The sequence below is a fragment of the Clostridium simiarum genome (genome assembly GCF_018919175.1).
Lineage (GTDB): Bacteria > Bacillota > Clostridia > Clostridiales > Clostridiaceae > Clostridium_L > Clostridium_L simiarum.
Map to the genome: position 1 here is coordinate 669353 of NZ_JAHLQL010000001.1, position 21506 is coordinate 690858.

General features: G+C 27.9%; 30 protein-coding genes. All 30 read right to left on the minus strand.

Annotated features, from left to right (window positions below):
• Nucleotides 1-167: 167 nt before the first annotated feature.
• Nucleotides 168-1859, minus strand: coding sequence for a DNA repair protein RecN (gene recN, locus KQI89_RS03105; RefSeq protein WP_216455854.1), 1692 nt, complete (start codon nt 1857-1859; stop codon nt 168-170).
• Nucleotides 1860-1895: 36 nt separating this feature from the next.
• Nucleotides 1896-2348: an arginine repressor gene (locus tag KQI89_RS03110; protein WP_032121667.1), complete on the minus strand. Its 453-nt coding sequence runs from the start codon at nt 2346-2348 to the stop codon at nt 1896-1898.
• Nucleotides 2348-3196 carry an NAD(+)/NADH kinase gene (locus KQI89_RS03115; RefSeq protein WP_032122775.1) on the minus strand — a complete coding sequence of 283 codons (849 nt, stop codon included), beginning with the start codon at nt 3194-3196 and terminating at the stop codon, nt 2348-2350. The genes KQI89_RS03110 and KQI89_RS03115 overlap by 1 nt, the downstream gene beginning before the upstream one ends.
• Nucleotides 3197-3450: 254 nt before the next feature.
• Nucleotides 3451-4257, minus strand: a complete 807-nt coding sequence (locus KQI89_RS03120; RefSeq protein ID WP_032121668.1) for a TlyA family RNA methyltransferase — start codon at nt 4255-4257, stop codon at nt 3451-3453.
• 30 nt (nt 4258-4287) lie between these two features.
• Entirely contained in the window at nt 4288-6153 is a 1866-nt protein-coding gene (gene dxs, locus KQI89_RS03125; protein WP_032121669.1) for a 1-deoxy-D-xylulose-5-phosphate synthase, read from the minus strand.
• A gap of 106 nt (nt 6154-6259) precedes the next feature.
• Complete coding sequence (locus KQI89_RS03130) at nt 6260-7132, minus strand: polyprenyl synthetase family protein (RefSeq protein WP_032121670.1); 873 nt, start codon at nt 7130-7132, stop codon at nt 6260-6262.
• Between the two features lie 2 nt (nt 7133-7134).
• The gene (locus tag KQI89_RS03135; RefSeq protein WP_032121671.1) at nt 7135-7347 is read right to left on the minus strand and encodes an exodeoxyribonuclease VII small subunit; all 213 of its coding nucleotides are present in this window, start codon (nt 7345-7347) and stop codon (nt 7135-7137) included.
• 80 nt (nt 7348-7427) lie between these two features.
• Nucleotides 7428-8624, minus strand: coding sequence for an exodeoxyribonuclease VII large subunit (xseA, locus tag KQI89_RS03140; RefSeq protein WP_216456653.1), 1197 nt, complete (start codon nt 8622-8624; stop codon nt 7428-7430).
• Nucleotides 8614-9462, minus strand: coding sequence for a bifunctional 5,10-methylenetetrahydrofolate dehydrogenase/5,10-methenyltetrahydrofolate cyclohydrolase (locus KQI89_RS03145; RefSeq protein WP_216455855.1), 849 nt, complete (start codon nt 9460-9462; stop codon nt 8614-8616). Before KQI89_RS03145 ends, xseA begins: the two co-directional genes overlap by 11 nt.
• Before the next feature lie 22 nt (nt 9463-9484).
• Nucleotides 9485-9889 (minus strand): transcription antitermination factor NusB, encoded by a 405-nt coding sequence (nusB, locus tag KQI89_RS03150; RefSeq protein ID WP_032121674.1) that lies wholly within the window; start codon nt 9887-9889, stop codon nt 9485-9487.
• Nucleotides 9890-10065: 176 nt separating this feature from the next.
• Entirely contained in the window at nt 10066-10458 is a 393-nt protein-coding gene (locus KQI89_RS03155; RefSeq protein ID WP_032121675.1) for an Asp23/Gls24 family envelope stress response protein, read from the minus strand.
• 80 nt (nt 10459-10538) lie between these two features.
• Complete coding sequence (locus KQI89_RS03160) at nt 10539-11057, minus strand: SpoIIIAH-like family protein (protein WP_032121676.1); 519 nt, start codon at nt 11055-11057, stop codon at nt 10539-10541.
• Between the two features lie 37 nt (nt 11058-11094).
• The gene (spoIIIAG, locus tag KQI89_RS03165) at nt 11095-11682 is read right to left on the minus strand and encodes a stage III sporulation protein AG (RefSeq protein ID WP_032121677.1); all 588 of its coding nucleotides are present in this window, start codon (nt 11680-11682) and stop codon (nt 11095-11097) included.
• A 130-nt stretch (nt 11683-11812) separates the two neighbouring features.
• A complete protein-coding gene (gene spoIIIAF, locus KQI89_RS03170; protein ID WP_216455856.1) occupies nt 11813-12385 on the minus strand; it encodes a stage III sporulation protein AF in 573 nt (190 codons plus the stop codon).
• Nucleotides 12386-12396: 11 nt separating this feature from the next.
• Nucleotides 12397-13599, minus strand: a complete 1203-nt coding sequence (gene spoIIIAE, locus KQI89_RS03175) for a stage III sporulation protein AE (RefSeq protein WP_216455858.1) — start codon at nt 13597-13599, stop codon at nt 12397-12399.
• Nucleotides 13600-13608: 9 nt separating this feature from the next.
• Complete coding sequence (gene spoIIIAD, locus KQI89_RS03180) at nt 13609-13992, minus strand: stage III sporulation protein AD (protein WP_032121680.1); 384 nt, start codon at nt 13990-13992, stop codon at nt 13609-13611.
• Between the two features lie 8 nt (nt 13993-14000).
• Entirely contained in the window at nt 14001-14198 is a 198-nt protein-coding gene (gene spoIIIAC / locus KQI89_RS03185) for a stage III sporulation protein AC (protein WP_032121681.1), read from the minus strand.
• Between the two features lie 13 nt (nt 14199-14211).
• Entirely contained in the window at nt 14212-14730 is a 519-nt protein-coding gene (gene spoIIIAB, locus KQI89_RS03190) for a stage III sporulation protein SpoIIIAB (protein WP_216455860.1), read from the minus strand.
• Nucleotides 14723-15652, minus strand: a complete 930-nt coding sequence (gene spoIIIAA / locus KQI89_RS03195; RefSeq protein WP_216455861.1) for a stage III sporulation protein AA — start codon at nt 15650-15652, stop codon at nt 14723-14725. Before spoIIIAA ends, spoIIIAB begins: the two co-directional genes overlap by 8 nt.
• A 171-nt stretch (nt 15653-15823) precedes the next feature.
• Nucleotides 15824-16210, minus strand: a complete 387-nt coding sequence (locus KQI89_RS03200; protein ID WP_216455863.1) for a hypothetical protein — start codon at nt 16208-16210, stop codon at nt 15824-15826.
• Nucleotides 16211-16313: 103 nt separating this feature from the next.
• Nucleotides 16314-16871 carry an elongation factor P gene (gene efp, locus KQI89_RS03205; protein ID WP_032121685.1) on the minus strand — a complete coding sequence of 186 codons (558 nt, stop codon included), beginning with the start codon at nt 16869-16871 and terminating at the stop codon, nt 16314-16316.
• Between the two features lie 112 nt (nt 16872-16983).
• Nucleotides 16984-17409, minus strand: coding sequence for a type II 3-dehydroquinate dehydratase (gene aroQ, locus KQI89_RS03210; protein WP_216455865.1), 426 nt, complete (start codon nt 17407-17409; stop codon nt 16984-16986).
• A 136-nt stretch (nt 17410-17545) separates the two neighbouring features.
• Nucleotides 17546-18070, minus strand: a complete 525-nt coding sequence (locus KQI89_RS03215) for a shikimate kinase (RefSeq protein ID WP_216455866.1) — start codon at nt 18068-18070, stop codon at nt 17546-17548.
• A 25-nt stretch (nt 18071-18095) separates the two neighbouring features.
• Nucleotides 18096-18518: a hypothetical protein gene (locus KQI89_RS03220; RefSeq protein ID WP_216455867.1), complete on the minus strand. Its 423-nt coding sequence runs from the start codon at nt 18516-18518 to the stop codon at nt 18096-18098.
• A gap of 9 nt (nt 18519-18527) precedes the next feature.
• A complete protein-coding gene (locus KQI89_RS03225; protein WP_216455868.1) occupies nt 18528-19001 on the minus strand; it encodes a hypothetical protein in 474 nt (157 codons plus the stop codon).
• Nucleotides 18991-19671, minus strand: a complete 681-nt coding sequence (locus KQI89_RS03230; protein ID WP_216455869.1) for a hypothetical protein — start codon at nt 19669-19671, stop codon at nt 18991-18993. The genes KQI89_RS03225 and KQI89_RS03230 overlap by 11 nt, the downstream gene beginning before the upstream one ends.
• Before the next feature lie 41 nt (nt 19672-19712).
• The gene (locus KQI89_RS03235) at nt 19713-20153 is read right to left on the minus strand and encodes a hypothetical protein (RefSeq protein WP_216455870.1); all 441 of its coding nucleotides are present in this window, start codon (nt 20151-20153) and stop codon (nt 19713-19715) included.
• Nucleotides 20129-20626 carry a hypothetical protein gene (locus KQI89_RS03240; RefSeq protein WP_216455872.1) on the minus strand — a complete coding sequence of 166 codons (498 nt, stop codon included), beginning with the start codon at nt 20624-20626 and terminating at the stop codon, nt 20129-20131. The genes KQI89_RS03235 and KQI89_RS03240 overlap by 25 nt, the downstream gene beginning before the upstream one ends.
• Nucleotides 20627-20629: 3 nt before the next feature.
• Nucleotides 20630-21061: a hypothetical protein gene (locus KQI89_RS03245; RefSeq protein WP_216455874.1), complete on the minus strand. Its 432-nt coding sequence runs from the start codon at nt 21059-21061 to the stop codon at nt 20630-20632.
• Nucleotides 21042-21479, minus strand: a complete 438-nt coding sequence (locus KQI89_RS03250; protein WP_216455876.1) for a prepilin-type N-terminal cleavage/methylation domain-containing protein — start codon at nt 21477-21479, stop codon at nt 21042-21044. The genes KQI89_RS03245 and KQI89_RS03250 overlap by 20 nt, the downstream gene beginning before the upstream one ends.
• Nucleotides 21480-21506: the final 27 nt, after the last annotated feature.

Below are 21506 nucleotides of genomic sequence, written 5' to 3' on the forward strand. Positions count from 1 at the left end.
TAAATTTCCCTTTTTAATATGCTAATATGCTGTAATAATAATGTTATAATAGTAAATGCTCATTATAAAATTCTATTTATTGATACTTTTATATAAAAAAATAAAGCCATAAGTTTTAACCTTATGGCTTTATTTTGTGAATATATGAATTAAGTATGTATTAAATTTTATGATAAAGTGTCTTTTAATTTTTCTGCTAATTTAATAATTTCTCTGGCATTTTCTACCGTTACTTCTGTTACTTCTAATCCACCTATCATTTTAGCAATTTCTATTTCTTTTTCTTCAAATTTTAAATTATTAACCTTTGTATAAGTTTTATTATTATCTACTGTTTTATATACTAAAAAATGATTATCTGACATACTTGCAATTTGTGGAAGATGTGTTACACAAAATACCTGATGAGCTTTTGAGATTAGATACATTTTTTCAGCTACTCTTTGGGCTATCCTTCCGCTTATACCAGTATCTATTTCATCAAATATAACTGTAGGAATTTTATCATTATCTACAAACACTGTCTTTAATGCCAACATAATTCTTGAAAGTTCTCCTCCTGAAACCACTTTTTCTAAAGGCTTTAATGGTTCTCCTGGATTAGTAGAAATCAAAAATTGAACCTTGTCCTTTCCAAAACTATTAAAAGTTGAAAGGTATTCTATTTGAATATCAAAAACACTTTTTTCTAAACCTATATAACTTAATTCTATCTTTATTTTATTCTTTAACTTCCCAGCTGCTTCTTTTCTTAACTTATGAAGCTTTGATGCCTTTTTTTCTAATATATCAATTAATTGTTGCTTTTTTAAATCTAGCTCTTTCAATATTTCTTCACTATTTATTATTTCATCATATTGATTTTTAATTCGATCTCTATATTGAAGTATTTCTTCAATAGTTTTTCCATATTTTTTTTTATAATCCGCTATTTTATATAATCTAGAATTTATTTTTTCTAATTCACTATCATCATATATTATGTCTTCCTTCACTTGCCTTAGCTCTGATATAATATCTTCTACAGAAAAATAAATACTTTGAAGTTGTCCCGCTAAAATATTTAGTTTATCTGAATGTCTTTCCACACTTTTTAATTCTTTAAGAGCTGAATTTATTAAATCAAAAACAGATGTAAAATTCTCATCACTATTATTTAATATGCCGTAGGAAATACTGACGCTATTATTAATTTTTTCAGAATTTGATAATATATTAAATCTTTCTTCAAGTTCTCTTTCCTCTTTTGCATCTAAATTAGCAGAGTCTATATCTTTAATTTGGTATTCTAGATAATCAATCAATTTATCTCTGTCTTCATTACCCTTTATATCTTCAATTTTTTTAATTACTTCACTTAATTCTTTGTATACTTCGTCGTATTCTCTTTTTTTTAATATAAAATTTTCATCTGCAAAATCATCTAAATAAATTATATGGTTATTCCCATCTAAAAGGGTTTGATTCTCATGCTGCCCATGTATATCAATAAGAGTATTGGATATATACTTTAATGAGGAAAGGATTACAGACTTTCCATTTACTTTTACTATGCTTTTTCCATTTTGAAAACTCTCTCTACTTATAATTAGTATATCCTCATATTCTATTTCTAACTCATCTAATAACATCATGGTCTTAGGATTTTCTAATGTAAAAACTGCCTCTACATATGTTCTCTCTTCACCGTTTCTTATTAAATCTCTATTAAATTTACTACCTAATACATAGTTAATGGCATCAATTATTATGGATTTACCCGCTCCTGTTTCTCCTGAAAGCACATTAAATCCACCATTAAAGGATATACTTAATTTTTCAATTAATGCAAAATTATATATATTTAATTGAAGAAGCATTTTCTTACCACCTTAATTCTCTTGCAAAATCTATTTTTATTTTGTTATCATTTTTCTAACCTTATTTACAAGTTCTTCCGCCTTATCTAAGGTTCTTACTAAAATAAACATTGTATTATCTCCAGCTATAGTTCCTGCAATCTCTGTAAGTTGTAGGTTATCTATAGCTTCTGCTGCTGCTGAAGCTGATCCTGAAAGGGTTTTTATTACCACCATTTTATCTATACTCTCTACTGATAAAACAGCATTAGCTAATACACTTGCAAGTTTATCTGCAATTTGATTTTGTTCTGGAGCAATAACAACATATTTATACTTACCTTGAGCTGATAGTACTTTTATGAGCTTTAGCATTTTAATATCCCTTGATACCGTAGCTTGAGTAACATCAAATCCATTATTTTTAAGTTCTTCTGCCAGCTCTTCCTGTGTCTCTATATCCTTGGAAGAAATTATTTCCAATATTTTTGCATGACGTTTAGATTTCACTATCTATCACCTACAACCTCTTGAGTTCTCCACATTATTTTTTTTCTAAGTATATCAAAATAATCATAGCCATCTAATCTAATAATATAACATTTAAAACAATCTTCTGTTATATTTATCTCTGCCCCCTCTTTAAGTTGCAAAGATTGCTGACCATCAGATGTTATATATATCTTCTCATTTCCTATTTTGATATTAATTTTAATTTTATCTGAAGCTTTAAATATCATGGTTCTCATCCCTTGAGTATGAGGACATATTGGAGTTATACTTATTAAATCTAATGTGGGATAAATAATTGGTCCTCCTGCCGACAATGAATATGCAGTGGAACCCGTTGGGGTAGAAATTATAATTCCATCCCCTTTAAAAGAAGAATAGAATATATTATTTATTTCTATGTCATATCTCACTATTCTAGAAAGAGTTGATTTAGATATTACAATATCATTTAACGCTCTTAATTCTTCCCTGTTATTTTGCTTAACAACGCAATTTAGCATCATTCTTTCCTCTACAGAGTAGTTATCTTTTGAAATAGCATCTAAAGCCATTTCAAAATCTAATATCTCTACAGCAGTTAAAAAACCTAAAGTTCCAATATTAACCCCTAATATTGGAATTTTAAATTTCGAAACCTCTCTGGCACTATTTAACATAGTGCCATCTCCTCCTAAAGATACAAGCATATCTATTCCTGGATTTTTATCACCATTTAATCCTCTACAATCATAATATATCTTTATTTCTATATTTCCTAATTTTTTTCTTATAAGCTCTATAATATTTTCAAGTATTTTACCCTTTTCATCTTTGGAAGTATTTATATTTATACCAATACTCTTCATTTTGCTCAAATCTACAGCTCCTTTATCAAGTGATTCTTAGACTCAGGTGGAATTTTCTTATGATGAATGTCGCTGTCTACCTAATCCTTAGAAACACTTATCCCCCGGCGTTACAGCCCTTATATCCTGCTTAAAGTAACGCAACTATACAAAACCATAGATTTAGCTATAGTTCTATGGATAGAATGCTACTTTAGTGTAAATTACCTTCATACAGTGTATGATATCTTTAGGGCTTATGGCTACGGGATAAGTTATAGACTGTTATGTGATTTATTAACTACTATATCCACCTTATCTTTACTAAAATCTGTTTCTCTTTGATCTTTGCAAAAATAAATTAAATATTCTATATTTCCTTCAGGACCTTTTATGGGAGAATAATCTAAATCTATTATAGTTAAATTATTATCAATTAAAAAATTCATTATATTCGTAATAACTTCTTTGTGTGTTGAGGCTTCTCTTACTACACCTTTTTTTCCTACTTTTTCTCTTCCCGCTTCAAATTGTGGTTTGATCAAAGCTACAACTTCGCCTCGCTCTTGCAGAAGTTCTATTACTGCAGGTATAACCTTTTTAAGTGATATAAATGAAACATCAATACTTGCAAAATCGCAAGCTTCACCTATGTCATCAGGCTTTACATACCTTACATTGGTCCTTTCCATGCACACTACCTTAGGATCCACTCTAAGCTTCCATGCAAACTGTCCATATCCAACATCTATGGCATATACCTTTGAAGCACCATTTTGAAGCATACAATCTGTAAATCCTCCTGTTGAAGCTCCAATATCTAAACAAACCTTATTACTAAGTGTAAGATCAAAATTACCTATAGCTTTTTCAAGCTTTAAACCGCCCCTACTTACATAAGGAAGAGTTTCCCCTCTAAATTCTATGTTAGAGTCAACCTTAATCTTTTCTCCACACTTATCTACTCTCATTCCATCTACAAAAATTTCTCCAGCCATAATACTAGCTCTAGCTTTTTCTCTAGATGTAAATATACCTTTATCTACTAATAAAATATCTATTCTCTCTTTTACAACCGACATAACTGCTCCTTTAAGTAGTTTTATTTATTATTATAGCATTTCTAACACAGATTTAACTATACCCTCTGGATGTAAATTATAATTTTTATATAAAGAAACCATATCTCCTTGGTTTATAAATTCATCTTTAAACCCTAAATTATTAAATTTTATATTACTATTTAGTGTATTTATATAACTCAATATTTGAGTTCCCAAACCTCCAGTAGTTACATTATCTTCTAATGTAAGGATTAATTTATTTTCTTCTACTAAGTCTTTTATCATTTTTTTATCTATAGGCTTAATAAAGCAAGCATTTATTAGGGAGACTTTTACACCCTTATCTTCTAGTATTAATGCTGCCTTTTCTGCTATTTGAACCATTTTTCCTGTGGCGATAATAGCCACATCCTTACCTTTTCTTAATATCTCCCATTTTCCTTTTTGTATTTTCTCTAATGTTAGTGGAGAAAATACTATATCTTTTAAATCTCCACCTCTTGGATATCTTATAGCAATAGGAAAATCTTGATTGGTTGACCACCTAAGCATACTTTTTAATTCTCCCATACATTTAGGTGCTAATATAGTTATATTAGGTATACAAGAAAGATAGGATATATCAAAAACCCCTTGATGGGTTTCGCCATCTTCCCCAACTATTCCAGCTCTATCAATAGCAAAAATAACCGGAAGTTTTTGAATACACACATCATGCAATACTTGATCAAAAGCTCTCTGTAAAAATGTAGAATAAACTGCAAACACAGGTTTTAATCCAGCAGCAGCCATTCCAGCTGCAAGAGTTACAGCATGCTGTTCTGCTATTCCTACATCGAAAAATCTTTCTGGATATAACTCTGCAAACTTTTTAAGTCCTGTTCCATCAGGCATAGCTGCTGTTATAGCTACAACATTCTCATCTTCTTTTGCTATGTCTACTAGTTCTTCTCCAAAATTTTTAGAATAACTATCTCCACTAATAAAAGAAAGTTCACCGCTATTACAATTAAATGGACCTATGCCATGAAACTTATTGGGATTCTTTTCAGCAAAATCATATCCCTTTCCTTTTTGCGTAATAGCATGAATCAAAACTGGCCCTTGTATTTCTTTTGCAAGGTCCATAACTTTACTCATTTCCCTTATATTATGCCCATCTATTGGTCCTAAATATTTTATTCCTATATCTTCAAAAAACATTTCAGGAACAACAATTTGTTTTATACTGTCTTTTATCTTGTTAATAGAATAAACTATGCCTTTTCCTACAGAGGTTCTTTCCATAGTGGAATTAAATTCCTGTTTTAATTTGTTATAACTTGGATCTACCCTTAATTTACTTAAATATGTAGATAATCCTCCCACATTTTTGTCTATAGACATCTGATTGTCATTTAATACAATTATTAGGTTAGTTTTTCTGTACCCTACGTCATTTAGTGCTTCTAGAGCCATTCCCCCAGTCAAAGCCCCATCACCTATTACTGCTATTACATTATGTTTTTTCCTTTTTAGATCTCTTGCTCGGGCCATACCTAAAGCAGCCGATATAGAAGTACTACTATGTCCTGTCTCAAAAAAATCATATATACTTTCATTTCTTTTAGGGAATCCACTTATGCCGCAAGTTTGTCTTAAAGTATCAAACTGTTCTTTTCTTCCTGTTAATACTTTATATACATAAGATTGATGTCCAACATCCCATATTACCTTATCTCTATCCATATCAAACACATTAAATAAGCTTAATGTAAGCTCAACCACACCTAAGTTTGAAGCTAGGTGACCTCCTGTTTTAGAAACCTTTTCAATTAAAAAGTTTCTAATATCTGTTGCTAAACAATCTAGTTCCTCTAGAGTCATTTTCTTTATATCTCTATGATTATTATATCTATCTAGCATATTAAACATATTTTATCATATCCTTTTTCATTTTATATATGTCTGAAAGTGTTTTTAGATTTTTATTAAATTTTCAATTTATATATTTCAATAACTAATCAGACATAAAATCTTACTAGAACTCCCTATTTAAAAGATCTATAGTAAGTTTTTCAAGGTCTTTTGTATCTAAATTTAAACTTTTTAAGTTTTCAATACATTTATGGGTTATATCATTGCACATTTTTTTGCATTTTTCAAGTCCGTATGTAGTTACAAAAGTAGACTTTTCACTCTTCATGTCCTTATTTATTGATTTACCTAAAAGATTTTCATCTCCAACAACATCTAAAATATCATCTTTTATTTGAAAAGCTAATCCTAAACCACGGGCATATTCCTCTAATATATGTATTTGCTCTTTTGGAGCATTAGCTGCTATAGCTGCAGATAATATAGATGCTCTAATTAAAGCCCCTGTTTTCTTGTCATGCATGTAATTTAATTCTTCCTTAGATATACTTTTACCTTCTCCTAATATATCTACAACTTGACCTCCGATCATTCCTTCTGCACCAGAGCTTTGTGCAACAAAATAACTTGCTTCTAAAAAGCTTTTATCTTTAGTTAAACATAAAGAAAATAATATATTCATAGCTTCATTTAATAAGGCATCTCCTGCCAATATAGCTATAGCCTCTCCAAATACTTTATGATTAGTTGGCTTTCCTCTTCTTATATCATCATCATCCATACAGGGAAGATCATCATGTATCAAAGAATAGGTATGTATCATTTCTATAGCTGATGCTAAAGGTAATATTTCTTTATAATCATTGTTATATAACTTATATATAAGTATATTAAGAATAGGTCTTATCCTTTTACCACCATTATTGACACTGTAGTACATGGCCTCATATATTTTATAATTATATTCTCTCTTATCTTTAAAATATAATTCTAACCATGATTCTATATCACTTTTAATATAATCATAATTTATCATATTTATTGTTCAAACTCCTCTAATTTGTCATTTTTTAATATGCTTATTTTTCCTTCCATTTCATTGATCAAAGCATATAATTTATTGCAAAGCTTTATACCCTCTTCGTAATTTTTCATGGATTTTTCTAAGGTTAACTCTTCTCCTTCCATCTCTTCTACTATAATCTCTAATTTATTTAATAAATTTTCATAGCTTTCGCTTTTTTTAGGCATAAACACACTCCTATTTAAAGTTATTAGACTATAATAATTATTAAATCATCCTTTAATAATTATTAATTATAGCCCATAGATTAATCATTATAAATCTTAGCATTTATTTTACCATCTCTAAATAAAATTTCTACTAAATCTTCATCTTTTAAATCTTTACTGTTTTTAATTAGATTACCATTTTCATCTTTAATTAAAGTATACCCCTTATTTAAAACTTTTAATGGGTTATGAGCATTTAATAAATCAATCATATAACCTAATCTATTTTTTTCATCTAAAACTTTTCTCTTAATTCCGCTATTAAGTCTATCATTAAGATCACTAATATTCTTATATTCATTGACTATATAATTCATAGGACTATTTAACTCAATAATCTTTTTTAATAGGTTTATCTGATTTTTCTTTTCTGATAAAGTACTATCTATACTTTGTTTAAGTTTAATATAATTAATATGAATATTCTTTTCTATTTCATAATAATTTGGAAAAACAATTTCTGCCGCCGCTGATGGTGTGGGTGCTCTTAGATCACTTACAAAGTCTGCTATGGTATAATCAACTTCATGACCTACGCCAGTAATTATAGGAATCTTAGCATTATATATTTCTCTTGCTAATTCTTCATCATTGAAAGCCCATAACTCCTCTATAGATCCACCTCCTCTGGCTATTATTACAACTTCAACATCATTGTTTTTTTCAAAATACTTTATACCTTTTATAACATCTTTACTAGCTTCATCCCCTTGTACTAAAGAGGGATAAATTATCATATCAATATAAGCATTTCTTCTCTTTGCTACGTTTATTATATCTCTAATAGCAGCCCCTGTAGATGAAGTTATAATTCCAACTTTTTTTGGATAAATAGGAAGGGGCTTTTTATGTTCTAATTTAAAAAGCCCTTCTTTCTCTAAATTTTCTTTAAGTTCTAAAAAAGCAGCATATAAATCTCCTAGTCCTTGTTTTTTCACTTCTTCACAATATAGTTGATAACTTCCATCCTTTTGATAAACTTTTATCTTGCCCTTTATTTCAACCCTTAATCCATCTACCATCTCAACATCTAGAAACTTTGCATAATCTCTAAACATAACACAACTAATTTTTGAAGATTCATCCTTTAAAGTAAAGTATAAATGCCCACTAGAGTGCCTCTTAAAGTTGGATACTTCACCTTTTATCTTTAAGTTATTTAATATTAAATCATTATCTATTATCTTTTTTACATAGCTATTTACTGCAGTCACTGTTAATGTTTTAATATACATTTTCTTCAAAAGCCTCACACAAATTTTTCATTAATAGTGTAGTAGTTACAGCACCTACTCCTCCAGGTACAGGAGTAACAAAGGAAGCAACCTCTATAGCCTCATCAAATATAACATCTCCAGTGATTTTCCCATTTACAGAAGAAGTTCCTACATCTATTACTATAGCTTTTTCTTTTATATAATCTCTTCCTATAGATTGAGGTTTCCCCATAGCAACTACTAGTATATCAGCTTCTTTGCAAATTTCTTTTAAGTCATTTGTTCTTGAATGACAAATAGTGACTGTTGCATTTTCATTCATTAATAATTGGGCTACTGGTTTACCCACTATATTGCTTCTTCCTAACACCACTGCCCTTTTTCCTTCTATTTTAACTCCAGTACTTTTTATTAACTCTATTGCACTTCTAGCAGTACAAGGTACAAATGCTTTTTCCCCTTTATAAAACTTACCTAAATTAATATCTGTTAAACCATCTATATCTTTCTTATAACTAATCTTAGATGATACTAACTTTTCATCTATATGCTTAGGTAAAGGTAACTGAAGCATGATTCCATCTATTTCCCTGTCTTCATTAAGATTTTCTATAAGACCTATTAGTTCCTCTTCCTTGATGCTTTCATCTAATGAAAAATGTTTTGGTTCAAGTCCCAAATCCTTACATAATTTAATCTGATTATTTACATAATACATAGAGCCACCATCTTCTCCTATGGTGATTGTAGCAAGACAAGGCACTCTAATGCCTTCACCTTTTTTATCTTCTACGAATTTCCTTATGTCACTTTTTAAAGACTTAGCAAATTCTTTTCCATTGATGATTTCTCCCATAATTCTCTCCCCTTTTCTTTACTTACTTATTTTTACTAATTTTATCAAGCACCCCATTTATAAAGGATACTGATTTATCCTCAGAATATTTTCTAGTAAGTTCTAAAGCCTCGTTTATAGCAACTTTATAAGGTACGTCTTTTAAGTATAATATTTCATAAGCTCCTATTCTTAAAATTGAATGGTTAACTTTTGAAATTCTAGGAAGCTTCCAATTTACCATGTACTTTTCGATCTCTAAATCTAATTCTTCTTTCTTAGAATCTATCCCTTCCATAATTGACTTTATATAATTAATATCTAGTTCACTTATATCGTAATCAGTATTCTCCATAAAACTTTCAAAGGTCTCTTCTGAATTTTCTTTATTAAGCATCATTTGAAAAACAAGTTCTAATGCTACTTCTCTTGATTTAGTTCTGTTCATTGCATCCTCCTAATGTTTAATCATAAAATCTAGACAATTTTAAGGATAATTTATCCTCAACCATTAAATATTATATATCATAATTAGTATCAACACAATTCTATATAAATTATACCTTATATAGAAAAATATTCAAAACTAATTAAAAACACCCTCTTTAGAAAGAGGGTGTTTTATTATTGTTCTTTTGTTTCTACTGAAGAATTTTCCTTTGGTAGTATTATGTTTTGAACATATATATTAACCGATGATACAATTAATCCCGTCATAGTTTCAACAGCTTTTCTTACATTTTCTTGAACTTTTGCAGCTACTTCTGGTATCTTTACACCATAATCTACATTTAAAATTACATCTATTGAAGCACTCTCTTCTTCAACATTAACTTTTACACCTTTAGAATTATTCTTTTTACCTGTAAAAAGTTGAGTTATGCCTGCTGTTGCTCCATGGCTCATATCTGCAGTACCTTTGATCTCTGCTGCTGCAATTCCTGCTATCACACTAACTACTTCATCTGATATTTTTACTATACCTAGGTTCATATCTTCTTTCTTTATATCATCCATATAAATTAACCTCCTACTTTTGCATAGCAATCTACTAATCTTAGGTACATTATATCAAATAATAATATCTTTTACAATTATTATTGTTTAGCCTCTATCTCCACATTTTTTATTTTAGCAACACTCATAACTACTTCTTGTATTTGTTTTCTTTGTTTATCTGTTAACTCTTCCTTTGTCTTAACTATTATTCTTGCCTTGTCACTTTCTATTAAACACAAAACATCCTCAAATCCTTTAGCTTTTAATGCAATTTCTATTCTATTTTCATTATCTTGACTCAATGCTAAATCTGCATGTTTCTTAGTTAAGTTATCAACTTCTTCTTTAGATACATTACTATTAGACATTAAAGTTTTTAGAGTTTGTATGGTTTCTGAAGTTCTTTGATCCCTTGTAGTTCTTGATTCATAGAAGAAATCTGACTCAGAAACCTCTTTTGGTTTCTTGTCTTTACTTAAACTCAATGTATTTTTTCCTGAATCAACATTTCCCATAGCCAATTCCTCTACATTGCCGTTTACCTTTGCAGCTAATACTCCAGCACAAACTATTAATGCTAATAATGCTAATATTATACCTGCTTGCTTTTTATTCATTTATATTCCCCCTATCCTTTTTCTATTGAATTATATGCTATTTTTTCATTGAATATACATTTACTTTATTGTCAGGAATGTTATAGAAACTAGATACAGCTTTGGTTATGTTGTATTGTACTTTTTTATCTTCGGCCCCTTCTGCCACTATTATTATGCCTGTTACCTTAGGTTTATAAGTCTTAAGTATAAGAGGTTCATTTTCGTTGCCTTTATTACTCATAACTACCTTAGTACCATCATTCTTTTGAATTATCTCTCTACTTCCTCCTACTGTATCTTTTTCTTGGGTTGTACTAGTAGAATTATTCATATCTAATGCTGGTACATGTTCCTCTCCACTTTCAAAATACATCATTACCTCTACACTTCCCACCCCCTCTATTTTAGTTAATATATATTTAAGTTGACTTTTTTGCTCTTGCTCATAAGATAGTATGCTATCCTTTATGGCTATCTCTTTATTCTCTTGTTCATTTGTCACAGTTTTTTTAGTTGAAGTATTTTTAAACACATCGGAAATTATTACTATAAAAAGCCCAATAAGAAATATTATTAAAATATTAAATAAGGTGCCTTTAGTTCCTTTTTTGCTCAGTTCATCTACTATTTTTTTTAGATTCACTTTTATCCCTCCATATATCGAATTTATCTGAAGCATAATATATAATGTTCTCTTTTATAAATACCTGCTTCTAGATTCCTTCTGCTAAAGTTCAATTGTAGTTAAAACTACATCTAAAATAAGTTTTACTTTATCTTATAACTTTAATATTCGATTCATCTAATCCCAAAATAGAACTTAAGTAAGATCTTATTTCTTTCTGTTTATCACTAACTAATTCTTCTGTATCACTATCTACTTTAGTATTAGCATTTAATTCTATCTTTTTAATTTTACTTACACTTTTGTCCTCAACCTTAACTTGCACAGACTTTAGTGAAATGTTATTATTCTCGTATTCTAAAGATGCATCTATTTGAAACTTATCTTTAGGATACTTTTTTAATAAAACCTCATTTAATTGCGTCTGTAAATTTTTCTTGAAATTTTCCATAGTAGACTCTACGTTTTTTTTCTTATAGTATTCTTTATCTTCTTCGAAACTAGACAAAAGTTTTTCGCTTTTCTCTATATTCCAAGTTAAATTTTCTTTATCTTTATTCATTATTTTAAATATAGGATTTATTACCACCGTCATTAAAATTAGCCCTAAAACAAATTTCCCATATTTTTTCATTGTATTATTAGGTAGTATTAATTCTATAGCTGTAATAAATAACACCGTACTACAAATGTTTATAATCCAAGATTTTAGGATATCCATATCTCCCCTCCTTAAGCCCCAATAATAGTTTTTCCACTGGAAGCCAGTATAGCTATCATTATAAAGAACATTACTGAAACACAAATAACACAGGACATAATAAGGGTTATAGAATCACCTATGGAGCTTACACAATCAATTATTCTTTTATCACTTATAGGTTCTATAAAAGCTGCAGTAATTTTATAAAGCATGGCCATTATAAATAATTTGATTATGGGTGTAATTATAATAATTAGTATTATAATTAATCCCAAAGAACTTATAGCATTCTTTAGTAACAAAGAGTATCCTGCCACAGTAGATACCGCATCAGATAAGGCTTTTCCTACAATTGGTACAAAATTATCCACTGCAAATTTAGCTGTTTTTGCTGTTACTGCATCTAAAGTACTTGAAGCCACTCCTCTTATGGTTATTATTCCTATAAATATAGTCATAATTATTCCTTGAGCCCATAGTACTATTTGATTTACAAGCTTGGATAATTTAGAAATCTTATACTCTTCTGATATATTATTTATAAATTGTAGTACAAACCCCATGAGTATAAGTGGAATTATAAAATCCACATAAAACCTTGGTACTATATTTACTGCAGCTAAGGTTATAGGATCTAGAGTAGCTACTTGAGCTATCCCACCAACACTACTTAGTAAAAGCATTAATACTGGTATCAAAGCAGCCATAAAATTAGTTATATCGTTTATAGCATTTTTAGCTAGGTTAATAGATATCAAAAAACTTTTTGATAATATCATTATAAGAATGGAATAACATGCAAAATAAGCTATGTTCGTGATGTTATCATTGGTAAAAGCATCTTGAATATTTTTTAATAGAGCCGTTATTAGGGCAATAACTATTACCATTACTAAAAACTTTGAAGAGGTAACTACCTCTTTTAATGTGTAGCTAATAAGACCTTTACCTATTCCCTTAAAATCAAGATTACCCTTTCCACTTTTAATATAATTAGATATATAAGTTTTAATATCAAGGTCATTAACTAGTTCATGATCTAGTTTTATATTTCTCATATAATCATATAAATTTTCTAATTTTGCTTCGTCTACAATATTACTATCCTTATTTTCTATATGTTCAATAGTATTTTTTTCATTAATATTTATTTTGTCAATTTGACTTTCTGCCTTGACTGTAGTAAAACTTGTGATGATTATAAATAAAATCATCATTATTATCTTTTTCATATATACCACCTACATAATCTTTAGTATGGCTTCTAAAACTGCCATCAGAATTGGTATGGCTAAAAATAAAATAAGAATTTTTCCTGAAAGTTCTACCTTTGAAGCAATACTATTAGCTCCAGCGTCTTTACATATTTCAGCACAAAAAGAAGCTACATATGCTATACCTAATATTTTTATAACTGTACTTAGATAAACAGCATCTATGTTTGCTTTCAAGGCTATTGATTGAAGAAATTGAATTATTAAATTAATTTTATTAAGCAGAAAGAAAATAATTATAATACTGGTGATTAAGGTAATAAATATAGATATATCTTCTCTTTTGTCTTTAAATAGTATGAATAAAAATAATGCTATAAAAGCAAAAGAGGCTATTTTTACTATCTCCATAAAACCACCTAAAATTGAAACATAGTTCTTACAGAATCAAATAATTTACTTATAAGATTTATCACCATTAGCAGTATCACTACAACTCCAGCTATATTTGCAATAGCTGCAATGTCATCTTTTCCACTGCTGGTAAGAACTTTATCTAATATAACCAATACTATACCAGCGCCTCCTATTTTAAATAGTAAACTGATATCTAGCATGTCCTCTCCTCCTTCATATTAAGAAAATAATTATCATTAGACCTATGGATATTCCTAAATATCTATATACTTTCATATCTTTCTTGCTCTTATCTAAAGCAATTTCAATCTGCTCTTGAAGATTTTTAAGAGTGATTGAAAAAATACTGATATGGGATTGTATATCCGATTCTCCCAAACTTTTAGCCAGGTCTAAAATTATATTCTTATCTTCCATATTAATATTTAAGGATTTTTTATGTTTCTCTAAGTTTTTGTCAAAGCTTTCATAAACATCTTTAACCATATTTTGTTTCAAGTCATCAGCTACATCTTTAAAAATATCTTTAAATACATATTTGCTTTTTACGGATATATTTAGCATAGCTTCTGGAAGTGGCGTATGAGTATAAAAAATCTCATTTTGAAGATGATTTAAGCATCTTTCCAGCTCTTTTAATTGAGATGTCCTCTTTTTTAAGGACTCAGCATATACAAAGCCAGCTAAAGAACAGGATATAAATATCATTAAAAAACCTAAATATTTAACCATATATTTTTTCTCCATAAATTACTTTATTAAGCTGAAAATCATATATATACTCTATGGTTCCAATGCCACGTCTATTACTTAGTACTACTGCTTTTCTAAAAACTTCTGCCTCCAATAGGTTTTTAAATACTAATCTTTTTTCCATATCTTCAATTCCGCTACCATGGATAGTAGTTATGATGTTCACTCCTGAATTAAGAGCTAATAAGATACTTTCCATATCTCTTTCAGAGCCTATTTCATCACATATCAACACCTCAGGAGCCATGGATCTTATAGCCATTATTATCCCATCACTTTTCATACAGTTATCATATACGTCAGTTCTAATACCTACCTCTAGCTGAGGTACCCCTTCATAGCAAGCAGCAATCTCACTTCTTTCATCTATTATAACTACCTTCTTCCCTTTAATTCCTCTCCTTGTATCTCCATCAGATATCTGACGGCTTATATCTCTTAAAATAGTAGTTTTTCCACATTTAGGAGGAGATATGATTATGGTATTTAATACTTGTCCCTCTTTTGTTATATAAGGAATTAAAAATTCACCACAACCTTTAACTTCCCTACATATTCTTATATTCAGTGAAGATATTGTTCTTATAGTTTTAATTCCATCTCTATCTTGAACACAATCCCCAGAAATACCTATTCTATGTCCTCCTTTTATAGTTATATATCCTTGTCTTATTTCTTCTTCAAAGGCATACATTGAATAATTACTTATTCTTTGCAATATAGTCTTTATATGATCTTTAGTAACAATAAAGGGTTTTATTATTTCATTTTGATTTATTTGAACTATTAATGGTTTACTAACTCTTAGTCTAATTTCTTGAACTAATTTAAAATCTTTAAACTCTGCTAGATTTAATAATATGTCTTTGGGTAAAATATCCATAATTTCATTAGTATACATAATTTTCCTCTCTCTAACTTTTTATTAGAGATTGTTCACCTCCTTTTCTATACTTAATTTTTATTTTTGTATATTGATAAATATTACAAAAAATAAAAAAATCCTAAGATTATTCTTAGGATTTTAAATTTACTATATAAATTTGTACAATATACAAATGTTTTACACTCTTTACTTTTTTATTGGTTCTAAGTATTTTTCTTGCAATTTCATTGTATTATTACAATTTGGACATTTTATTTCTGAGTCACTTTTAAAAAGTTGCTCTTCTATAAATAGTGTTTCATCACAAAAAGGACAGGAACTTTCAATATAATCATCCTCTTCATGTTTATACTCAAAACTATCCACTTCTTCTTCAAAACCTTCTAATAATGAAGAAGCGTCATCTAATCTACTTTCTATATACTCAGCATATTCAGTTAACTCTTCTATAGTCTTTTCCATAGACTGAACCCTTTGTGATAAATCAATAATAATTTGAAGAGTCCCATCTAAAATTTCTTCTGATGACTTATATGACTTAAGTTCATCTATTTTTTCTATAATATCACTCATAGATACACATCCTTTTCTTAAATAAAAGGTTCTAAATTTATCTTTATATAAAATCTTAGCTAATCCTTTTGGATTAGCTAAACTAATGTCACTATATTAGAATTTAAACTCTTTCCATGTACTCTCCAGTTCTTGTATCTATTCTAATCATATCTCCTTCATTAACGAAAAGAGGAACATTAACTATTGCTCCAGTTTCAACTGTAGCTGGTTTTAATGTGTTAGTTGCTGTATTTCCCTTAACGGCTGGCTCTGTATGAGTAATTGATAACTCAACAAAGTTAGGAGCTTCTACAGAGAATGCTTCTCCTTTATAAAACTTTATTATAGCAAACATATTTTCTTTTAAGAACTTTATAGCATCTTCAACTTTTTCATGATTTAAAGGAATTTGCTCAAAAGTTTCTTGATCCATAAAGTAATATAATTCTCCATCAGAATACAAGTACTGCATCTCTTTTCTTTCTATTACAGCTTCTTGTAGCTTTTCAGTTGGGTTAAAAGTTTTATCTGTAACTCCTCCAGATATTACATTTCTAAGCTTTGTTCTTACAAAAGCTGCACCTTTTCCTGGTTTAACGTGTAAAAAATCTACTACTGTAAATACTTGTCCATCTAATTCAAAAGTAGTACCTTTTCTTAAATCTCCTGCTGATATCATTAAGTATCCCTCCAAAATCTTTTAGATTCATTTATATTATAACCTTTTCAGGTAAATTAATACCAAAAACACTTTAGTTTTTCTATATAAATTATTATTTCTTATAACCTTTCTAATATTTACTTATTAAAAATTCTATAGCTAAAATATAACTTTGCCATCCAAATCCACTGATAACTCCAATAGCACCTTCTGCAGTAACACTGTTTTTTCTATACTGTTCTCGACTATAAATATTACTAAGATGTACTTCTATAACAGGTATATCTACCCCTCTTATGGAGTCTAATATAGCTATGCTATAGTGAGAGTATGCTGCTGGATTTATAACTATAGCTTGATAATGCTCTTCAGCTTTTGCTATAGTATTTATAATAGCACCTTCCTCATTACTTTGGAAAAAATCAATTTCTACTTTTCCCTTAAAATGATTGCTTATTTTATTGTTTATTTCCTCTAAAGTCATATTTCCATATATATTTACTTCTCTTTTACCTAACCTATCTAAGTTAGGACCATTTACAATAAGTATCTTCATATAAACACTCACCTATCAAACCTATTAGATTTTAAACTAATTTTTATAAAAAATCAACCTTTAACAATGTTATTTTATCAAAAGCACTGTATATTTTCAATAAGTATTACATATTTTTCACTATATCACTACACTGTTACTTATAGGGTTTTATAAGTGGATTTACTTTATTTAATACTTCATTAAGTATATCACACTTGTTTTTATTTTCACAATTTATTGTTATACTAGCCTTTTTATATATCTCAATTCTTTCATTATACAATTTTTTCAACTTGTCTTTTATATCTTCTTTTAAAAGTAAAGGCCTATCTTTTTTATTTTTCAACCTCTTTTCAAGTTCATATAAGGGTACATCTAAAAATATGGTTATACCCATGGAATTTAGTTTAGACATATTTTTATTATATATTGGTAAACCACCACCTGTAGCTATAACTTTGTAACACATAGTATCTAATTCTTGTAAAGTTTTTTTTTCTAAGTTTCTAAAATACTCCTCACCTTTATACCTAAATATATTCTTTACCGTATTACATTCTTTATACTCTATATACTTATCAGTATCTATAAAACCCCATTTAAGTTTTTTGCTAATGATATGTGCTATAGAGCTTTTACCGCTACCAGGCATTCCTATAAATATTATATTGCAAGCCATGTTCCATCTTCCCCTTTATCAATCTTTAAGTGGTTTTAAGAATCAAATATCCTTTTATAATATCTTCTTCTTCTGAAATAATGTTTATTTCCTCTATATTAATAGTTTCTTTACTATCCTTTAGTACTAACAAGTATTGTAAAAAACCTTCTTTATTAGTTGTAAAATCTACGGATAAATTTATCTCCTCTTCATTATACTTAATGCTATTTATTGAGAACCCTTCTTTTTCATTAAAAGCTAACACATCGGAAATACTAATGTTATTTATATCAAATTCTCTTTGTACATTATACCCTTCCATATTAGAAGTAGGTAATGTATTATAATCCTTAAAAGCTTCTTTATTTAAAAGCCTATAGATATTATTGGTACATATAAGTATTATCTCTATTAAAAATATAATTGTTAATGTTAAAATAATAGACTTTTTAAAATTCCATATCATACTCTCACCTCAATAGGACAATATAGCATTAAAAGTATATTTATCCTTTTCATTTTTTATGTATTCCATACTTTTTAGTTTCATACTTTCATGTTTACTCCAGTAGCCAATAAACTCATCTATAGCATTATTATTAATGAATGTAACAGTCATATTTACTTTATCTTTAGTAATAGACACATTATTTATATATAATTCTTTTTCTTCAAGTTTAAATATATCATATATACCATGAGAAAATTTTTCTATGTTACTATCCTTTTTCTCATTATTATAATTTGTAAGGTTAATATCACTTTCTATTTCTTTATACTTAGTATCCTTTAAAGTTTTATTAAGATTAACCAGTGGTTTTATCATAAAAATAACTAAAAGTATAAGTAATATTATATAGTTATTATAAGCTACGGATTTTTCTTTTTCTTTATTATATATATAATTAAAGGTAGCGTATTTATAAGGGTTCTTATAATTACTTAACATTAAAAAGCTCCTTACTATTTATATTATAATTCTCTATGTTGAAAGATTTAATGTTTTCTTCTCCTAAGTTTATATTAATTGTATATATTGTTTTAGGTAAAGATATATCCCAATCTACTAGTGCCTTTGTTATTAGTTCTAAAGCCTCAGTACATGCACTATAACCATTATCTTTATCTATATCTTTATTCAATGTAGAAAATACTAAATCACCCTCTTTTAAAACAATAGAATATAGGATTCCATCTATGTGTGCTACTATTATTCCATGTTTAATATTTGTTTTAGATTTTATCTCCCTTATTAGAGCTTCTTGCAAAGGTATGATATTTAGTTTTTTACAATGAGCAAAATAATTATCCAAAAGTTCATATCTATCTGTGTTAATACATTTAACAATTAACTCTAAAATATTTTTATTGCAACTTATTACACTATAATCAAATAATATATCTTCCTTTTTAAATAGTAAATTAATTTCTCTTTCTATATTTTCTCTTAATAATAAATTATTCATCTTAGGCAGCTTCATTTTAAAGGTATAAATCTCTTCTTCTTTTAAGAAAATACTTACATTTTTCTTTTTTATTGTTGCAAAATCTATATCTTCGTATTTAAATTTTTTATAATAATCTTTATTTCCATAACAAATATAATTTTCTTTACCCATAATAATATAAACTTTATTTTTGTATATAATTATCACCTTCCTTAATATTTAACTAAATTTACCTTATTTTCTTCTATATTATATTTATAATACTCATAACAATAAACTCCATTAAAATCTCTAATCTTCAATTTAATATATTTATTAAAGCCATCATAATTTATGCTACAATCTTCATAAATTATAGACTTCGTAAAAGGTCTTAGAAGTTCAACTTCATTTATCTCTACATCAGCACTCTCTTCTAAACATTTATCCAAAGAACTCTGTAGTTCCGACTTGAACCTTGTAAGTAATATTTCTTTAGCTTTACTATTTTCTCTTAAAACTCTTTTATATATTAACCTATTAGTATTAACTCTCTCATTTAACATATTTAATATAAAGACACTAATAGTAAATACCATAGTCATAGTTAATAAGGTTCCAAGAAGTATGTTGCCTTTATTGGATTTTTTTATCCGCTGTTTACTGCATAGCATTTCTCTATGAAATCTCCTCCCTTTAATACTATTTTTATAAAAATAAGATCCTGATTTTTCTCTGCATAAAACTCTTCTACATTTTTTATGATGTTATTGGAAGTTTGAACTATATTATTTTTTTTAATCACTGCAACTATTCTATCTTTATCATTTTTCATTATGTACTTTTCAATGGAAGTATTTGGTTTAAAATCTTTTTCTTTTATCCATATAAAATTATCTTGAACTATTACTTCCATTCTTCCACTATTCAATTCCCTATCTATTATGTCTATAGCTTGGTTTAAATAAATATAATTAACATAGGATTTATTGCTTTCTTTATAATCCTTAAGGGAAATAATTATAATAGTAAAAAGAAAATGAATTATAGTTATTGAAATACTAAAATAAATAATGAATTCTAGAATAGAGAAGGCCTTTTTCTTACTTTTTAGATCTAATTTGAAATTAAATATATTCTTTTTCATATATTAATAATTTCCTTTATATAATTTTGTTTCTTTCTTATAAGAATCTTTTTCAATCACTATCCTTATATTTAGTATATCTTCTTCTAAAGTAGTGTATATCTTTGTATAAGGTCCTTCTATTTCTTCCTCATCAATTATTTGCATTAAATCCCTATGTTTTATGGAATCAACATCCATGTATTGATTATTAATATAATACTCTTTTTCACAAAGGGTAAGTAAATTGTTAAAACTTTGATTATGGTATATTTCGTTTTTTAGAGCCTCCAAAAATAGCATTTCTTTAATAATCTTATCTTGATTAAATTTTTCTTTTAAATAATATCCTCTTGAAAAGAAAAAGCTTCCAATTATTAAAATCAAAATAGAAAGTGCTATTACAGCCTCAAGGAGCATATAGCCCTTCTTTTTTCTATGTTTTAATTTCTCCATAAAAACTCCCTACTTGTATTGTAATTGAATGTAACTTTCCATTATTGTCTTTAAATTTTATAGTACCTGCATCAATAGTACCATTGTTTTGAACTTTAAATATTTTAGGATTACCTACTACCATTAATTCATACCCTTTAGGCATAGATACATGATTTATAACTTTGGTTTCTACTACAAAATTTATATTATTTGTTTTGCCTTCTAACTCAATGTATCCTATTTGATTATTAACTTTACAATATTTACTAGAATACGAAATTAAAGATAGCATAGAGGTTTTATAATATTCTATTTCAGTATCCTTTATACTTCGCTTTATTAGGTTAATTGGTGCATAAGTTATAGAAAAGGCTATACTTAATAGACCTAATGCTACTAATACTTCAATTAGGGTAAATCCTTTCTTTTTAAGCATATTTTCACCAAACCTCCTTTTTGTAAG

Bases quoted from the DNA above. Each gene is read 5' to 3' on its own strand.
- KQI89_RS03250 (WP_216455876.1), bottom strand. From the start codon at position 21,479: ATGCTTAAAAAGAAAGGATTTACCCTAATTGAAGTATTAGTAGCATTA.
- recN (WP_216455854.1), bottom strand. From the start codon at position 1,859: ATGCTTCTTCAATTAAATATATATAATTTTGCATTAATTGAAAAATTA.
- KQI89_RS03220 (WP_216455867.1), bottom strand. From the start codon at position 18,518: ATGATATGGAATTTTAAAAAGTCTATTATTTTAACATTAACAATTATA.
- nusB (WP_032121674.1), bottom strand. From the start codon at position 9,889: ATGAACAGAACTAAATCAAGAGAAGTAGCATTAGAACTTGTTTTTCAA.
- KQI89_RS03135 (WP_032121671.1), bottom strand. From the start codon at position 7,347: ATGCCTAAAAAAAGCGAAAGCTATGAAAATTTATTAAATAAATTAGAG.
- aroQ (WP_216455865.1), bottom strand. From the start codon at position 17,409: ATGAAGATACTTATTGTAAATGGTCCTAACTTAGATAGGTTAGGTAAA.
- KQI89_RS03120 (WP_032121668.1), bottom strand. From the start codon at position 4,257: ATGTCGGTTGTAAAAGAGAGAATAGATATTTTATTAGTAGATAAAGGT.
- dxs (WP_032121669.1), bottom strand. From the start codon at position 6,153: ATGTTTAATATGCTAGATAGATATAATAATCATAGAGATATAAAGAAA.
- spoIIIAB (WP_216455860.1), bottom strand. From the start codon at position 14,730: ATGGTTAAATATTTAGGTTTTTTAATGATATTTATATCCTGTTCTTTA.
- KQI89_RS03130 (WP_032121670.1), bottom strand. From the start codon at position 7,132: ATGATAAATTATGATTATATTAAAAGTGATATAGAATCATGGTTAGAA.
- KQI89_RS03235 (WP_216455870.1), bottom strand. From the start codon at position 20,153: ATGCTATGCAGTAAACAGCGGATAAAAAAATCCAATAAAGGCAACATA.
- spoIIIAC (WP_032121681.1), bottom strand. From the start codon at position 14,198: ATGCTAGATATCAGTTTACTATTTAAAATAGGAGGCGCTGGTATAGTA.
- KQI89_RS03240 (WP_216455872.1), bottom strand. From the start codon at position 20,626: ATGAAAAAGAATATATTTAATTTCAAATTAGATCTAAAAAGTAAGAAA.
- spoIIIAF (WP_216455856.1), bottom strand. From the start codon at position 12,385: ATGGATATCCTAAAATCTTGGATTATAAACATTTGTAGTACGGTGTTA.
- spoIIIAD (WP_032121680.1), bottom strand. From the start codon at position 13,992: ATGGAGATAGTAAAAATAGCCTCTTTTGCTTTTATAGCATTATTTTTA.
- xseA (WP_216456653.1), bottom strand. From the start codon at position 8,624: ATGTATATTAAAACATTAACAGTGACTGCAGTAAATAGCTATGTAAAA.
- KQI89_RS03160 (WP_032121676.1), bottom strand. From the start codon at position 11,057: ATGAATAAAAAGCAAGCAGGTATAATATTAGCATTATTAGCATTAATA.
- KQI89_RS03225 (WP_216455868.1), bottom strand. From the start codon at position 19,001: ATGTTAAGTAATTATAAGAACCCTTATAAATACGCTACCTTTAATTAT.
- KQI89_RS03115 (WP_032122775.1), bottom strand. From the start codon at position 3,196: ATGAAGAGTATTGGTATAAATATAAATACTTCCAAAGATGAAAAGGGT.
- KQI89_RS03200 (WP_216455863.1), bottom strand. From the start codon at position 16,210: ATGAGTGATATTATAGAAAAAATAGATGAACTTAAGTCATATAAGTCA.
- KQI89_RS03230 (WP_216455869.1), bottom strand. From the start codon at position 19,671: ATGGGTAAAGAAAATTATATTTGTTATGGAAATAAAGATTATTATAAA.
- spoIIIAA (WP_216455861.1), bottom strand. From the start codon at position 15,652: ATGTATACTAATGAAATTATGGATATTTTACCCAAAGACATATTATTA.
- KQI89_RS03245 (WP_216455874.1), bottom strand. From the start codon at position 21,061: ATGGAGAAATTAAAACATAGAAAAAAGAAGGGCTATATGCTCCTTGAG.
- KQI89_RS03145 (WP_216455855.1), bottom strand. From the start codon at position 9,462: ATGGGAGAAATCATCAATGGAAAAGAATTTGCTAAGTCTTTAAAAAGT.
- spoIIIAE (WP_216455858.1), bottom strand. From the start codon at position 13,599: ATGAAAAAGATAATAATGATGATTTTATTTATAATCATCACAAGTTTT.
- KQI89_RS03155 (WP_032121675.1), bottom strand. From the start codon at position 10,458: ATGGATGATATAAAGAAAGAAGATATGAACCTAGGTATAGTAAAAATA.
- efp (WP_032121685.1), bottom strand. From the start codon at position 16,871: ATGATATCAGCAGGAGATTTAAGAAAAGGTACTACTTTTGAATTAGAT.
- KQI89_RS03215 (WP_216455866.1), bottom strand. From the start codon at position 18,070: ATGGCTTGCAATATAATATTTATAGGAATGCCTGGTAGCGGTAAAAGC.